At 59.2% G+C, this 13,162-nt stretch carries 15 protein-coding genes; 6 read left to right on the top strand and 9 right to left on the bottom strand.

Annotated features, from left to right (window positions below; translation table 11 throughout):
* Window positions 1–55: 55 nt before the first annotated feature.
* The 4 genes from BMX80_RS07540 to upp all read right to left on the bottom strand — a co-directional run bounded on the left by BMX80_RS07540 (window position 56) and on the right by upp (window position 4,190).
* Entirely contained in the window at window positions 56–1,492 is a 1,437-nt protein-coding gene (locus BMX80_RS07540) for an ATP-binding protein (RefSeq protein WP_235821617.1), read from the bottom strand.
* On the bottom strand, window positions 1,479–2,195 hold the full coding sequence (locus BMX80_RS07535) for a response regulator (protein WP_074866946.1): 717 nt from the start codon (window positions 2,193–2,195) through the stop codon (window positions 1,479–1,481). The genes BMX80_RS07540 and BMX80_RS07535 overlap by 14 nt, the downstream gene beginning before the upstream one ends.
* An 85-nt stretch (window positions 2,196–2,280) precedes the next feature.
* Entirely contained in the window at window positions 2,281–3,549 is a 1,269-nt protein-coding gene (locus tag BMX80_RS07530; RefSeq protein ID WP_074866945.1) for a uracil-xanthine permease family protein, read from the bottom strand.
* A 2-nt stretch (window positions 3,550–3,551) separates the two neighbouring features.
* On the bottom strand, window positions 3,552–4,190 hold the full coding sequence (gene upp, locus BMX80_RS07525) for a uracil phosphoribosyltransferase (protein ID WP_071870392.1): 639 nt from the start codon (window positions 4,188–4,190) through the stop codon (window positions 3,552–3,554).
* Between the two features lie 167 nt (window positions 4,191–4,357).
* Between upp and BMX80_RS07520 the strand changes: the two genes are divergently transcribed.
* The 4 genes from BMX80_RS07520 (at window position 4,358) to BMX80_RS07505 (ending at window position 6,220) form a co-directional block, all read left to right on the top strand.
* A complete protein-coding gene (locus tag BMX80_RS07520; protein ID WP_071870391.1) occupies window positions 4,358–4,915 on the top strand; it encodes a hypoxanthine-guanine phosphoribosyltransferase in 558 nt (185 codons plus the stop codon).
* The gene (locus tag BMX80_RS07515; protein WP_074866944.1) at window positions 4,915–5,397 is read left to right on the top strand and encodes a WbuC family cupin fold metalloprotein; all 483 of its coding nucleotides are present in this window, start codon (window positions 4,915–4,917) and stop codon (window positions 5,395–5,397) included. Before BMX80_RS07520 ends, BMX80_RS07515 begins: the two co-directional genes overlap by 1 nt.
* Window positions 5,390–5,863, top strand: coding sequence for a hypothetical protein (locus tag BMX80_RS07510; RefSeq protein ID WP_074866942.1), 474 nt, complete (start codon window positions 5,390–5,392; stop codon window positions 5,861–5,863). Before BMX80_RS07515 ends, BMX80_RS07510 begins: the two co-directional genes overlap by 8 nt.
* 66 nt (window positions 5,864–5,929) lie before the next feature.
* A complete protein-coding gene (locus BMX80_RS07505) occupies window positions 5,930–6,220 on the top strand; it encodes a PA4642 family protein (protein WP_071870388.1) in 291 nt (96 codons plus the stop codon).
* Window positions 6,221–6,300: 80 nt separating this feature from the next.
* Here BMX80_RS07505 and BMX80_RS07500 read toward each other — a convergent pair whose 3' ends face one another.
* Window positions 6,301–6,798 (bottom strand): DUF934 domain-containing protein, encoded by a 498-nt coding sequence (locus tag BMX80_RS07500; protein WP_074866940.1) that lies wholly within the window; start codon window positions 6,796–6,798, stop codon window positions 6,301–6,303.
* Window positions 6,782–8,440: a nitrite/sulfite reductase gene (locus BMX80_RS07495; protein ID WP_074866938.1), complete on the bottom strand. Its 1,659-nt coding sequence runs from the start codon at window positions 8,438–8,440 to the stop codon at window positions 6,782–6,784. The genes BMX80_RS07500 and BMX80_RS07495 overlap by 17 nt, the downstream gene beginning before the upstream one ends.
* A gap of 452 nt (window positions 8,441–8,892) precedes the next feature.
* On the opposite strand from BMX80_RS07495, the gene BMX80_RS07490 reads away from it, so the two are divergent.
* Together BMX80_RS07490 and BMX80_RS07485 are read left to right on the top strand one after the other, a co-directional pair.
* The gene (locus BMX80_RS07490) at window positions 8,893–9,987 is read left to right on the top strand and encodes an ABC transporter substrate-binding protein (protein WP_074866936.1); all 1,095 of its coding nucleotides are present in this window, start codon (window positions 8,893–8,895) and stop codon (window positions 9,985–9,987) included.
* Window positions 9,988–10,007: 20 nt separating this feature from the next.
* The gene (locus BMX80_RS07485) at window positions 10,008–10,418 is read left to right on the top strand and encodes a hypothetical protein (RefSeq protein WP_074866935.1); all 411 of its coding nucleotides are present in this window, start codon (window positions 10,008–10,010) and stop codon (window positions 10,416–10,418) included.
* Here the strand turns inward: BMX80_RS07485 and BMX80_RS07480 are convergent.
* From BMX80_RS07480 to BMX80_RS07470, 3 genes are all read right to left on the bottom strand, one after another.
* On the bottom strand, window positions 10,415–10,627 hold the full coding sequence (locus BMX80_RS07480; RefSeq protein WP_071870385.1) for a DUF2970 domain-containing protein: 213 nt from the start codon (window positions 10,625–10,627) through the stop codon (window positions 10,415–10,417). The genes BMX80_RS07485 and BMX80_RS07480 overlap by 4 nt on opposite strands.
* 11 nt (window positions 10,628–10,638) lie before the next feature.
* Window positions 10,639–11,964 (bottom strand): MATE family efflux transporter, encoded by a 1,326-nt coding sequence (locus BMX80_RS07475; RefSeq protein WP_074866933.1) that lies wholly within the window; start codon window positions 11,962–11,964, stop codon window positions 10,639–10,641.
* 75 nt (window positions 11,965–12,039) lie between these two features.
* Window positions 12,040–13,080, bottom strand: coding sequence for an RNA methyltransferase (locus BMX80_RS07470; RefSeq protein ID WP_074866932.1), 1,041 nt, complete (start codon window positions 13,078–13,080; stop codon window positions 12,040–12,042).
* Window positions 13,081–13,162: the final 82 nt, after the last annotated feature.

Genomic DNA, 13,162 nt, shown 5'->3' with positions numbered 1-13,162 from the left:
CCGGGTTACGCCGTTGGCTAACCCGGCCTACAGGCTCTACGCAGCTAGCCAGCTGTTAGCGCGGCAACTCAATCTGTATCAACAACCCACCCCCTGAGTAGTTCGACAAACTCAGTGTGCCGCCGTGGGCGTGGATGATTTGTCGGGCGATGCCCAGGCCTAAGCCGTCACCGGGTTTGTTGCGGCTGGCGGGTAGGCGGAAGTAGGGCTCGAACACTTGGTCGCGGTAGGTGTGGGGAATGCCGGGGCCTTCGTCGCGCAGGGATAAATGCAGGCCGGTTTGCCCTTCGAGCAGGGTGATATGCACGTGCTCGCCGTATTTGATGCCGTTGTCGATCAGGTTGGTGAGACAGCGCTTAAGGGCGAACGGTTTGCCGGGGTACACGCCTTGGGCGAGGCAGCGCAGGCTCAAGCGGTGTGGCTCGGGCAGCTCGACCTGAATGTTTTGCAGCAGGGCGGAGATATCCACCGCTTCGGTGTTTTCGTGGATGTCGGTGTCTTTCATGCACTGCAAAGCGCCTTTGACCAGCAGCTCTAGCTCATCGAGGTTGCGCAGCAGGGCGTTGCGTTGGCTGTCATCGTCGATCAGTTCGGCGCGCAGGCGCAGGCGGGTGATGGGCGTTTTTAGGTCGTGCGAGATGCTCGAGAAGGTTTGCGCACGGTCGCGGATATAACGCTGCACTTGGCGCTGCATGGCGTTCAGCGCGCGAGCGGCTTCGCGGATTTCCCGTGGGCCGTCTTCGTTGAGCGGCGGTTGTTCGATCTCTTGCCCGAGCCGGCGGGCGTGGCGGGCCAGTTGTTTCAGCGGGCGGGTCAGTGAGCGGGCTAGGGCAATACTGGTCAGTAGCAGTAGCACCGTGAGCAGTGCCAAGAGCATCCATTCACGCGGCGGTAAATACGGGGTTTCCAGCGGCCAGAGCGGCATGGGCATGGCGGCGGCGAGATACAGCCATTCATCGTCTTGCAGGCGGATTTGCACCACTAAAATCGGCGGGTCGAGCGGCTCTAGGGTGAGGGAATACTCCACCCACGAAGGCGGTAAATCGCGCAGGCGCGTGGTGGGGTTAAGAATGCGCAGGTCGTCTTGGCTGGTGAAGTTGACGTGAATTTTTGGCTCGCTGCCAAGCTGTTGGCGCAGGGTGGCGAGCACGGTGTCTTGCACCAGTGCGCGGCGTTCCAGGCCTTTAAGGTCGTCCATGGCCAAGAACTCGCGGTTCAGCGAAACAAAAAAACGCGTGCCGCCCATGCTGCGCAGTTGGTTAAGGGTTAGGTGGCGGTATTCGCTGGGCAGCGAGGTAAAAAAACGCGCCGTGCTGGCTAGGCTCAGCGCCAGTGACTCGGTGCCTTCGCGCAGTAGGCGCTCGTCGCGTTCGGCGGCTTGGCTGCGCCATAGGCCGGTGAGCACCAGTTCGGCGAGCAGAATGCTGCCGAGCAGCACCAAGGCCATGCGCCCCCACAGGCTGTCGGGCAGGTAGCGCTCAACTGGCCGCATGCACATCACACGCGAGCAGATAGCCTTTGTTGCGCAGGGTGCGAATTAACTGCCCGCCGCCGTCGATGCCACCTAAGCGCTGGCGTAAGCGGCTGACTTGGATATCCACACTGCGGTCATAAGGCGCGCAGTCGCGGCCATGCAGGGCTTGGCTGATGTCGTCGCGGCTGAGCACGTGATTTGCTTTGCTCAAGAACAAATGCAGCAGGGCAAATTCCGCGCCGGACAAACTCAGGTGCTGGCCGCTGTGGTGTTTGAGTTGGTGGCTGACTACATCGAGCGTCCAATCGGCAAACTTCAGCTGCCGTTGTGCCGCCCCAAGGCTGCCTTGGCTGCGCCGCAGCAGGGCGCGGATCCGGGCCAGTAACTCGCGGGGGCTAAAGGGTTTGCCCAGATAGTCATCGGCACCGAGTTCTAGGCCGATCACGCGGTCGGCTTCGTCGGCGCTGGCGGTGAGCATTATGATCGGTACGGCGCTGTGTTCGCGCACTTTGCGGCACAGGCTAAAGCCATCTTCGCCGGGTAGCATGACATCCAGAATCAGCAGCCCCACGGCCTCGCGGCGCAGGGTCGGGAGCAGGCTTACGCCATCGGCTAGGGTGGTCACGCGATAACCGCCGCGCTGCAAGTGTTCGGCGAGCAGTTCGCGGATTTCTTCGTCGTCATCGACCACCAGGATGTGCACAGGCTGGGCAGAATCCATGGTTTTTTTATTGTTGTTGTCGAGTGAACAGTGTGGCGAGCCAAGGCAGGGCGCTCAAGGCTCGCTCTGTATCAGAGTGGATACGTTAGTGGTCTTTCGGATAGTCGTGGCCGCCCCAACCACTGGCGCCGGGCAGAATCAGGTTGAGCACGATGGCTGCTAGGGCGCACAGGCTGATGCCTTTAAGTGTCCACTCGCCATCCACGCCAAACACCATGCCGCCGATGCCAAACACTAAGGTGACGGAGACAATCACTAAGTTACGCGCTTCGGACAAGTCCACCTGATGACGAATCAGGGTGTTCATGCCCACCGCGGCAATGGTGCCGAACAACAAACACAGAATCCCGCCCATCACCGGTACCGGAATGCTTTGCAGCAGCGCGCCGAACTTGCCGATAAAGGCTAAGGCAATGGCGATGCCGGCGGCCCAGAGCATGATTTTTGGGTTGAAGTTACGGGTCAGCATCACCGCGCCAGTCACTTCGGAATAGGTGGTGTTTGGCGGCCCGCCGAGCAGCGCGGCGGCCGAGGTAGCCACGCCATCACCCAGCAAGGTGCGGTGCAGGCCAGGCTTTTGCAGGTAATTGCGCCCGGTAACATTGCCGATTGCCAGCACATCGCCGACGTGTTCAATAGCGGGTGCAATGGCCACGGGCAGCATGAACAGAATCGCGCCCCAGTGCAGCTCGGGGGCAACAAAGTTCGGCACTGCTAACCAGGGGGCTTGGGCGGCTGCGGATAAATCCAACACGCCGAAGAAGGCCGACAGCACGAGGCCCACGGTAATGCCGCAGAGAATCGGGATCAAACGCAGAATGCCCTTGGCCGCGACGGCCACCACTAAGGTGGTTAGCAACGCGGGCATGCTGATCGCCAGCGCGGTGGTGTAGGGCACCAGTTGCGCGCTGGCATCGCCGGTTTTGCCCATCGCCAAGTTGACCGCCACCGGCGCTAAGGCCAAGCCAATCACCATGATTACCGGGGCGATGACTACCGGCGGCAGGATGTGGTCGAGAAAGCCGGTGCCCTTGATGCGCACCAGTGCCGAGAGCAGCACGTAAACCATACCGGCGGCGAGTAAGCCGCCGAGGGTGGCCGGCAAGCCAAAGTCCGCTTTAGCGGCCATGATCGGTGCGATAAAGGCAAACGAGGAGGCGAGGAAGATCGGTACTTGCCCGCCGGTGATGAAGTAAAACAGCACAGTGCCGAGGCCGGCGGTAAACAGCGCGACGTTCGGGTCCATGCCGGTAATCAGCGGCATCAGTACCAGTGCGCCAAAGGCGACAAACAGCATCTGCGCGCCGGTTAGGGCTTGCTTCCACAGCGGGTCGCGGGGCAGTTCGTGGTTCATGCTTAAACGTCCTTCTGCTGGGTGCCGAAGATGCGGTCACCGGCATCGCCAAGGCCCGGCAAAATGTAGCCGTGCTCGTTCAGGCGCTGGTCAACAGAGGCGGTGAAAATCTGTACATCAGGGTGCGCGGCTTCCACTTTGGCGATGCCTTCGGGCGCGGCGACCAGCACCAGCGCGCGGATTTCTTTACAGCCGGCTTTTTTCAGCAGATCCAGTGTGGCGATCATCGAGCCGCCGGTGGCCAGCATAGGGTCGATGACCAGTGCCATGCGCTGATCCAGCTCGCCTACTAACTTCTCAAGATAGGTGTGGGCTTCGAGGGTTTCTTCGTTACGAGCCAAGCCCACCACGCTGACTTTGGCACTCGGCAGCAGGCTCAGTACGCCATCGAGCATGCCTAAACCGGCACGCAGAATCGGCACCACGGTGACTTTCTTGCCGGCGATACGCTCGGCTTTGATCGGCCCGCACCAGCCAGCCACGGTGTAATCCTCAAGAGGCAGGTCTTGGGTGGCTTCGTAGGTCAGCAGGGTGCCGACTTCTTGGGCTAGCTCACGAAAACTTTTCGTTGATAAGTCGCCACGGCGCATCAGGCCGAGTTTATGGCGGACGAGGGGGTGGCGAATCTCACGAACAGGCATGCAAAACTCCAACAAGCGGCAGGCAAACGGCCAAAGGCTATCTGATCATCGCGGCAGATGACACCTAAACTGCGACATCTTGTTGCGATCGGCTTGCTGCTGCGCTGATCTGCCGCTAGCCTTGGCGGTTTTTTCCGGCCCCATGCCGCTAATTTTGGAGGACACCTATGTCTGCCGATCTCGCCCACATTCGTCAGGTGATGGAAGAAGCTGACTGCCTGTTTGATGAAGCCACCGTAGAAGCGGCGATTAGCCAAATGGCGGCCAAGATCAATGCCGAACTGGCCGAGCGTAACCCTGTGGTGTTCTGTGTGATGAACGGCGGCTTGATTATCTCGGGCAAGCTGGTCTCGCAGCTGAACTTCCCGCTGGAGTTGTCGTATTTGCACGCCACCCGTTACCGCAACGAAACCACTGGCGGCGAATTGTTTTGGAAGGCCAAACCGGAGATTTCTTTTATCGACCGCGAAGTGCTGATCATCGACGACATCCTCGACGAAGGGCACACCTTGGCGGCGATTATCGAGTTCTGCAAACACGCTGGCGCCAGTGCCGTGCACACCGCAGTGCTGGTCGATAAACAGCACGACCGCAAAGCCCGCCCAGATCTGAAGGCCGACTACGTGGGTCTGGAGTGCGAAGACCGCTACATCTTCGGTTACGGCATGGATTACAAAGGCTACTGGCGTAACGCCGCGGGCATCTTCGCCCTGAAAGGTCACTGATGCCGGTGCAGCTGCTTGAGCCGGCCTTGCTCGCTGAGCTACAAGCGCAGGCAGCGAGCAACCCGCGCGGCCGCCAACACCACAACCTGCATGCGATGGACGAGCCGTGCCATCGCCTGTTGGTGGTGCTCACTAGCGACACCTACATAGCCCCGCATGCGCACTTTTCTGCCAGCAAAGCCGAAACCCTACTGGCCCTGCGTGGCCGGGTAGGGTTGACCCTGTGGAGTGCCGATGGCCAAGTGCAGCAACGTGTGCTGCTAAGCCCTGAAGGCACCTTGGGTGTGGATGTGCCGCCAGAGCAGTTTCACTCGTTGATTGCGCTCGATGCGCAGTGCCTGATTTTTGAATGCAAAGCCGGGCCTTATGTGCCGCTGGCAGAACACGAGTTTGCCCACTGGGCGCCGCGTGAAGGCGAGGCCGGCGTGGGCGAGTTTTTGGCTGCCGAGTGCGCAGCCTTTGCCGAGGTATTAGATGCGTAAGTGGTTGCTGCTATGTGCGTTGGTTGTCAGTGGCGCCGCTTGGGCGGTTGAGCCCATGCACGGGCAGTTTTTGCCCGACGATAAAGACGCTTTACGCAGCGGCGAGCCGCTGGAGCAGCAATTGCTACAAGTCACCCACTACCATGTGGCGACCTCGATTCAGCGTCCCTCGGATGTGCAGCCGATTCCCATCACGGCGCACACTCTATTGCTGCTCAAAGGGCAGCCGCTTAATCGCGGTGCCAGCGTGATGCAGGTGCGCATTAGCTTTGACGGCGAAGGCAAAAGCCTGAAGAAGCCGGCGTTTAACGCCGCAACGCGCACACTGAGCTTGCAGTACCCCGCCAGCCAGTACGCCGTGCTGCTCGACCTGCTGCGCCACGAGCGTTTGTATGTGCAGTTTATTCGTTACGCCAATGGGCATATCTGGGCCGATTTGCACACCGGCATGGTCAAGGCACGCTGACTTTGCGTTCCGCGCTGTGCGGGATAAACTTGCCGCCCCCAATACCCCTCAACGAGCGGAGGCCCTATGGCTAAAGAGAAGCGCCAAATCATCGGCGAGCCGATGACCGATGACCAAGTGAAAGTGTTCTTGGATGTACAGGCGCCGGCCGATGGTACTTCGCGTGATCTGCATGTGCTGGTCACCGCTTACCGTGGTCTGCGTGAGCACGACTTCGAGCGTTTTCTGGGTTACTTCAAAGCCGCCGGTTTGGACCTGAATGCCACCGATCTGCAAGGCCGCGACTTTGTTGCCCTTATTGCCGATCAGCGTAATGCCGAGGCGTATATCGAGGCGATTAATAGCGCCCGCGCTTAACGCGCTGCTGGCTGAATGAAGTCCAGCGGATAAAAAATGCCGGTCAAATGACCGGCATTTTTGTGTGTAGGGCTAACGTATTAGCCGCGACGGCGGAACAACGGCTGTGGCTGATCCACGGCGCTTTGATACACCTCGCTGAAGTCCTTCAGGCTGCCTAAGGCATCTTCCGCGTCGCGGTCGGCGCGCACCGCAAAGCTGTTAAAGCCGCAGCGCAGGTAGAAGAACAACTGATCGCGCAGCACATCGCCAATCGCGCGCAGCTCGCCGGTGTAGCCGAAGCGTTCACGCAGCAGGCGAGCGTTGGAGTAGTTGCGGCCATCGGCAAAGCTGGGGAAGTTCAGCGCGATGAGCTGGAAGTTGGCCAGATCATCGGCGATGTCTTCGGCTTGCTCGTCGCTGTCCAGCCAGATACCGAGCTTGCCATCGCGCGCTTTCAGCGCATGGGCGTGCTCGGCCCACAGCTTAAAGGGCACGATCAGGTTGTCGCTGTTGGGCAGGGCGTCGAGGGTGGTGTCTTTATCCAGCAGGTGCCAGTTATCCAGCACCACCGCGCCGTCTTTAATGATTCGCTGCATATACGCGCTCCTTGAAGGGGGCCATGCCGATGCGGCGGAAGGTGTCGATAAAGCGCTCGTCGGCGTGACGCTGCTCAACGAACACGTTAATGATTTTGCTGATCACATCAGGCATGTCGTCTTGGGCGAACGAGGGGCCGAGGATCTGGCCCAAGCTCGCGTCACGGCTGGCAGAGCCGCCGAGCGAGACCTGATAGAACTCTTCGCCTTTCTTATCCACGCCCAGAATGCCGATATGGCCAACATGGTGATGACCACAGGCGTTCATGCAGCCGGAGATGTTCAGGTCGATGTCGCCCAGATCGAACAGGTAGTCCAGATCATCGAAGCGACGCTGAATGGCCTCGGCCACCGGAATCGACTTGGCGTTGGCCAGCGAGCAGAAATCGCCGCCCGGACAGCAGATGATGTCGGTCAGCAGGCCAATGTTCGGTGTGGCAAAGCCCAGTTCGCGCAGCTCGTTCCAAAGGGCCAGCAGTTGCGTTTGCTCAACATCGGCGAGAATCAGGTTTTGCTCGTGGCTGGAACGCACTTCTCCAAAGCTGAAGCGGTCGGCCAGCTCGGCCACGGCATCCAGTTGCTTGTCGGTGATATCGCCCGGCGCGTAGCCAGTGGCTTTCAGCGACAGCGTCACAGCGGCGTAGCCCGGCTTTTTGTGGCCGTTCACGTTGCGCGCCATCCAGCGGGCAAAGCCGGGGTGCTCGGCTTGCTGCTCGGCCAGCAGGGCGCTTTGATCTTGCAGGGCTTGGTAAGCTGGATCGACGAAATGATCCGCCACGCGGTGCACTTCATCGACGGTCAGGGTGCTGGGGCCATCTTTGAGGTGTGCCCACTCGGCGTTGACCTTCTCGGCAAACACTGCCGGCGTCAGCGCTTTGACCAGAATCTTGATGCGCGCCTTGTACTTGTTGTCCCGGCGGCCATAGCGGTTGTACACACGCAGGATGGCTTCTAGGTAAGTCAGCAGATGCTGCCAAGGCAGGTATTCATTAATAAAGGCACCGACGATCGGCGTACGGCCCAAGCCGCCACCGACCAGCACGCGGAAGCCCAGTTCGCCGGCGGCGTTTTGTACCGGCTCCAGACCAATGTCGTGTACTTCGATCGCCGCGCGGTCGCTCTGCGCACCGTTGATGGCAATCTTGAACTTACGCGGCAGGTAGGCAAATTCCGGGTGGAAAGTAGCCCACTGACGAACGATTTCACACCACGGACGCGGGTCGATCACTTCGTCTGGTGCAACACCAGCAAACTGGTCGGTGGTGACGTTACGAATACAGTTGCCGCTGGTTTGGATGGCGTGCATCTGCACTTCAGCCAGCTCGGCGAGAATGTCCGGCACTTCTTCCAGTGCTGGCCAGTTGAACTGCACGTTCTGACGGGTACTGATGTGCGCGTAGCCTTTGTCATACTGGCGGGCAATGTGCGCCATTTTGCGCAGTTGGCGCGACGACATCAGACCGTACGGCACACAGACACGCAGCATGGGCGCGTAACGTTGAACGTACAGGCCGTTTTGCAGGCGCAGCGGGCGGAATTCTTCCTCGCTGAGCTCGCCGGCTAGGTAGCGGCGGGTCTGATCGCGGTACTGCTTGACGCGGTCCTCGATGATCCGTTGATCGTACTCGTCGTAAACGTACATTTAGGGTCCTGTCTCGGGCTAATCAAAGACTGCGCCCACGGCGGCGCACTCCCTTTTAGAGTGGGTGGGGAAGATAGCAGGTCATGTTTATGCGCAAAAGTAATGTTTGCTCATATATTGATAAGTTTTTGATCTAAAAAGAGGGGCTTCCATAACCCCGGTTGGCGTTTCGTGCTGTGGTTGTCTTTACTGAAGTGTGCCAGAGCTTGGCGAAACCCTTGTTGTGAACGGATCAATGGTGCAGAGAGCAAAATGGGGGGACTATGAGCGACATGAGTGATAGCGACAGCCGCGCCGATGCATGGGCTGCTGTGGCGCTGATTCTCTTGGTGGTGGCTACGGCTGTTTTTTGGGTCAGTAGCCAGTAACCTACAGGCCCGCCGGATGAACGCTTTGGCAGTCACCGGCGGGTTTTCATTAAAGATGCCGTTAAGCCAAGTAGTTGCGCAGATATGATGTGGCGTAGAGCTTTCTTACTGGTGGTACTGCTATTGCCCGGCTGGGCAATGGCCAGCGCACCGCGAGTGACCTTTCTTAATCCGGGCTATAGCAATGAGCTGTTCTGGCTGAGTGTCAGCGAGTTCATGCAGGCGGCGGCTGATGACTTAGACATGCAGCTGACGGTGCTTTACGCCGAACGCGATCATCAGCGCATGGTGCAGCAAGCGCGCGAGGTGCTGAACAGTGCCGAGCCGCCAGACTACTTGGTGGTCGTCAACGAAACATTCGTGGGCCCGGAGTTGCTGCGCTTAACCCAAGGCAAGCCGGTTAAGCTGTTTATGCTGCTGAACAACCTTACGCTGGCGCAGCAGGCGCAGACGGGGCGGCCTCGGGAAAAACATCCGCAATGGATCGGTGCACTTGTGCCGGACAACATCGCTGCCGGCCGCCTGATGGCCCAGCGTTTGATCGAGCAAGCCCGTCGCCAAGGCTTTACTGAGCCCTTACAGCTGTTGGCGCTGGCCGGCGATAACGTGACGCCGGCCGCCCTAGAGCGCGAGCAAGGTTTGCGTGAAGCGCTGGCGAGTGAACCCAATGTGCAATTGCAGCAGCTGGTGTATGCCCGCTGGCGGCGGGATAAAGCGCTGAGTAAAAGCCTGTTTTTGCTCAAGCGTTATCCGCAAGCGCAGCTGATTTGGGCTGCCAATGACCAGATGGCTTTTGGCGCCTTAGATGCGTTACGCAGCCAGGAAAAAGTGCCGGGGCAAGATGTACTGGTTGCGGCGCTGAATAATTCTGATGCGGCTTTTAATGCGCGCATCAATAACGAATTTGCCGTGCTGATGGCTGGGCACTTCACCGCCGGCGGTTGGGCGATGGTGCTGCTCTACGATTATGCCAATGGCCATGACTTTGCCCCGCGCGCAGGTGTTGAGCTGCGCTACCCCTTATTTGAAGAAGTTACCCCGGCGATGGCTAAGCAACTGCGTGGTCATTTAAACGCAGCGGACTACGCCCAGTTGAACTTTAAAGCGCTCAGCGCGACCCATAACCCTAGCCTTAAGCGCTATGACTTTGGCCTTAAGCATCTGTTGAGCAATCCATAACAAGAAAAAGGTTGGCAGTTATGACGATTAAGCGTGCGGCACCGTGGGTGCTGTTTTTTGCCTTTGTGGCGCTGGCGATGGTGTTTCATCAGGGCGAGCCGCTGTTTGTCAGTCAAGGTGCTTATCCGCTGGGCAAGCCGCTGCTGTGGCTGATATTTTTTGGTTTTGTTGGCTACTCGTATTACTGCAGCACGCAAGAAAATATCTTCAAAACCATTAAACGGATCTTTCCGCTGCACTGGGCGCGACAGATCGGCCTAGACCTCTATCTTGGCCTGATCTTGATGATGTTCATCATCTATTTAAACGAGGGCTCGTTGCTGGTGTTGGCGCTTTGGTTGGTGCCGATTGTGTTATTCGCCAACCTCGCCACGCTGCTGTATGTGGCGCTGAATTACGACAGCTTAGTCGCGCGCTTTATCGGCGTTTAGACGCCGGCAAAGTGCAGCACAAGTTGCACCACAGCAAACAGCACTAAGACAAAAACGCCGGTAAACAAAAGGCCAATCAGAATAAATTGGCTGGGTTTGCCGTGGCGAAAGTCGCGCTGCCGGGCTTTATCACTCTGCACGCCAAACGCGGCAGCCAGCACGCTGAGTAGTACCTGCCAGAAGCTCAGTGGCTCGTCATCCTGCGGCATGTTGTGCTCCTTTATAAACGTATGCTGGCCCAGTGGCGGCGCTGCCAGAGCGCACTGAACACGGCTGAGGCGACCACGCGCTGAGCAATTTGCATGCACCAAATAGCCAGCAGGCCGCCGCCTAGCAGCGGGCCTACTAAGTAGGCGCTAGGGAGAAAGAATAGCCATTGATTGGCTAACGTGACGGCCATGACGGTGCGACTCGCACCGGCCCCCAGCAGCGCTTGTGTGAGCACTATAGCTGTGGCATCCAATGCCATGCCGAGGCCGGTTAAGCGTAGCGGCAGCTCGCCAAGCTCAAGCAGCGCTTGCTCGTGAATAAACAAACCGAGCACAAACTGGGGCGCTAGCCAAAACGGCGTGCCGAGGAGGAATAAGCCCAGTGCCGCCACGCGCACCACTTCCCAGCCCCAGCGATGGGCTTCTTCGGGCTTGTCTTGACCAAGGCTTTGGCTGACCAGCGTGGTGGCCGCCATACCCATGCCCACGCCGGGCAGAATCAAAAACAGCGCGAGGTTAATCAGCACATGCGCCACCGCGAGCTCCGCAGTGCCGACCTGCGCGATGATCCAGAACAGGGTGGTAATCCCCAGGGCAAAGAAGAATTGCTGCAGCGAGTTGGCCATCGACAGGCGCAGTAAGGGGCGCAAACCTTGCGCGATATTCAGGCGGGTAAGAAATCCTTCCCCACGCGCTACACGCCAGGTTTGTACGAGGTAAATCAGGCTGCCCAACCACAGAGCCAGTGAAGTGCCTAACCCCGTACCGGCAGCGCCCATCTGCGGCAGGCCGAACAGGCCGTGAATCAGGCAATAACTGAGCGGCACGTTGATCACATGCATGATGATCAGCGTGCGCATATACACGCCGGATTGGTGCGTGCCGTTCCAATAACCACGAAAAGAGAAGTTGGCGCCTACCGCTACCACCGCCAAGCAGCGCCAGACAAAGTATTCGCTGCCGACCTCTTGTACGGCAGCGTCTTCGCTGAGCAAGGCAATAATCGGTTCGGCCAGCCACCAGCACAGCAAGGTGATCGGTATGCCGAGTGCGAATGACAGCAAGAGCCCGGCATTCAGCGGCGCCGCTTGCTGGTCGAGTTTGCCTTCACCACGGCGGCGCGCCACCAAAGCTTGTACGCCAGCGCCTAAACCCATCACCAGCGACACCGCGACAAAGTTGGCGTAGCTACCCACGCCCACGCCGGCCAGCGCGGTGGCGCCCAGTTCACCAACCATCGCGGCATCAACCAAGTTCAGCAGGCTCTGACTCAACATGCCGCCAATAATTGGCAGGCCCAGCAAAAGGATTTGTCTTAAACGTTGACGCTCGACCATGCCTGCTCGCCATACCCGCCTGAGTGAGGGGCTAGGGTAAGCCGCGTCGAGGGCTTGGGTAAACCGTTGGGTTTATTAAATCGCCGATTGCCGTAGTGGCCGAATGCGCTCGGGCTTATCCGCGCGGGCGCGCAGTTGGCCGCAGCCGCCATCCACATCTTGGCCGGCGCTGTTGCGCACTTTGGTGAGTACGCCACGGCTGTGCAGATAGCGCACGATTTGCACGATGCGCTCGCCGCTGGGGCGCTGGTAGTCGTCGTCGGGCAGGCTGTTGTAGGGGATCAGGTTAAGTACTGCGTACTTGCCTTTGAACAGTTCGAGCAACCGATCGATTTCCGCTTGGCTGTCGTTAATCCCGGCCAGCAGGGTGTATTGGTACTGAATCGGATAGCCAGTGGCGCGCGCGTACTCTTCGCCAAGGGCCATCAGCTCAGCAGGGTCATAGGCCGGTGCGCGCGGCAATAGCTGAGCGCGCAAAGCGGCATCGGTGGTGTGTAACGACAGCGCCAACGCCGGTTTAACGGCTTGTTGCGGTAGGCGCTCAAACACACGCGGGTCACCGACGGTGGAGAACACTAAGTTTTTGTGGCCAATACCGCCTTCGGTGCCGAGTAGGTTGATGGCTTCGAGCACGTTGTCGAGGTTATGCGCCGGTTCGCCCATGCCCATAAACACGACCTTTTTCACGCTGCGTTCGCGCCGCGCCAGTGCCACTTGGGCGACGATTTCGGCGCTGCCTACTTGGCGAATCAGACCGCTCTTGCCGGTCATGCAGAACACGCAACCCACTGCGCAGCCCACTTGGGTGGATACGCACAAGCCATCGCGCGGTAGCAGCACGCTTTCCACAAGCTGCCCATCGTGCAGCTTAACCAGCAAGCGTGCCGAGCCATCGGCGCCGGGGTGGCGTTCGCTGATGCTGGCCAGTTGCTCAAGCTGGGTGGCTATTGCTGGCAGTCCCTCACGCACACGCAAGGGTAAAAAGTTTTCGGCTTTTTGATGGCGCGTGCCGGTGTCCAGCGCTTTGCCGTTAAGCCAAGCACGGGTGATCCGTCCTTGGTGGACAGGCAGGGCGCCTAGCTGCGCGAGGGTCTGGTGTAAGTCGGCAATACGCATGGGGCGCGGATGCTATCACCTGTGCTCAACGGCAGCGATAACCGCAGGGCAGGGCGGAGAAAAAAAGAACCCGCCGGTGGTA

This window comes from Atopomonas hussainii, assembly GCF_900109735.1.
In the GTDB taxonomy this organism is placed as follows: Bacteria; Pseudomonadota; Gammaproteobacteria; order Pseudomonadales; family Pseudomonadaceae; genus Atopomonas; species Atopomonas hussainii.
The sequence above is the reverse complement of the archived record's forward strand: the minus strand, read 5'-3'. Positions and strand labels throughout refer to the sequence as shown.

Excerpts from the sequence above, each read along its gene's own strand:
- BMX80_RS07540 (WP_235821617.1), bottom strand. The coding sequence starts at position 1,492 with ATGCGGCCAGTTGAGCGCTACCTGCCCGACAGCCTGTGGGGGCGCATG.
- BMX80_RS07535 (WP_074866946.1), bottom strand. The coding sequence starts at position 2,195 with ATGGATTCTGCCCAGCCTGTGCACATCCTGGTGGTCGATGACGACGAA.
- BMX80_RS07530 (WP_074866945.1), bottom strand. The coding sequence starts at position 3,549 with ATGAACCACGAACTGCCCCGCGACCCGCTGTGGAAGCAAGCCCTAACC.
- upp (WP_071870392.1), bottom strand. The coding sequence starts at position 4,190 with ATGCCTGTTCGTGAGATTCGCCACCCCCTCGTCCGCCATAAACTCGGC.
- BMX80_RS07520 (WP_071870391.1), top strand. The coding sequence starts at position 4,358 with ATGTCTGCCGATCTCGCCCACATTCGTCAGGTGATGGAAGAAGCTGAC.
- BMX80_RS07515 (WP_074866944.1), top strand. The coding sequence starts at position 4,915 with ATGCCGGTGCAGCTGCTTGAGCCGGCCTTGCTCGCTGAGCTACAAGCG.
- BMX80_RS07510 (WP_074866942.1), top strand. The coding sequence starts at position 5,390 with ATGCGTAAGTGGTTGCTGCTATGTGCGTTGGTTGTCAGTGGCGCCGCT.
- BMX80_RS07505 (WP_071870388.1), top strand. The coding sequence starts at position 5,930 with ATGGCTAAAGAGAAGCGCCAAATCATCGGCGAGCCGATGACCGATGAC.
- BMX80_RS07500 (WP_074866940.1), bottom strand. The coding sequence starts at position 6,798 with ATGCAGCGAATCATTAAAGACGGCGCGGTGGTGCTGGATAACTGGCAC.
- BMX80_RS07495 (WP_074866938.1), bottom strand. The coding sequence starts at position 8,440 with ATGTACGTTTACGACGAGTACGATCAACGGATCATCGAGGACCGCGTC.
- BMX80_RS07490 (WP_074866936.1), top strand. The coding sequence starts at position 8,893 with ATGATGTGGCGTAGAGCTTTCTTACTGGTGGTACTGCTATTGCCCGGC.
- BMX80_RS07485 (WP_074866935.1), top strand. The coding sequence starts at position 10,008 with ATGACGATTAAGCGTGCGGCACCGTGGGTGCTGTTTTTTGCCTTTGTG.
- BMX80_RS07480 (WP_071870385.1), bottom strand. The coding sequence starts at position 10,627 with ATGCCGCAGGATGACGAGCCACTGAGCTTCTGGCAGGTACTACTCAGC.
- BMX80_RS07475 (WP_074866933.1), bottom strand. The coding sequence starts at position 11,964 with ATGGTCGAGCGTCAACGTTTAAGACAAATCCTTTTGCTGGGCCTGCCA.
- BMX80_RS07470 (WP_074866932.1), bottom strand. The coding sequence starts at position 13,080 with ATGCGTATTGCCGACTTACACCAGACCCTCGCGCAGCTAGGCGCCCTG.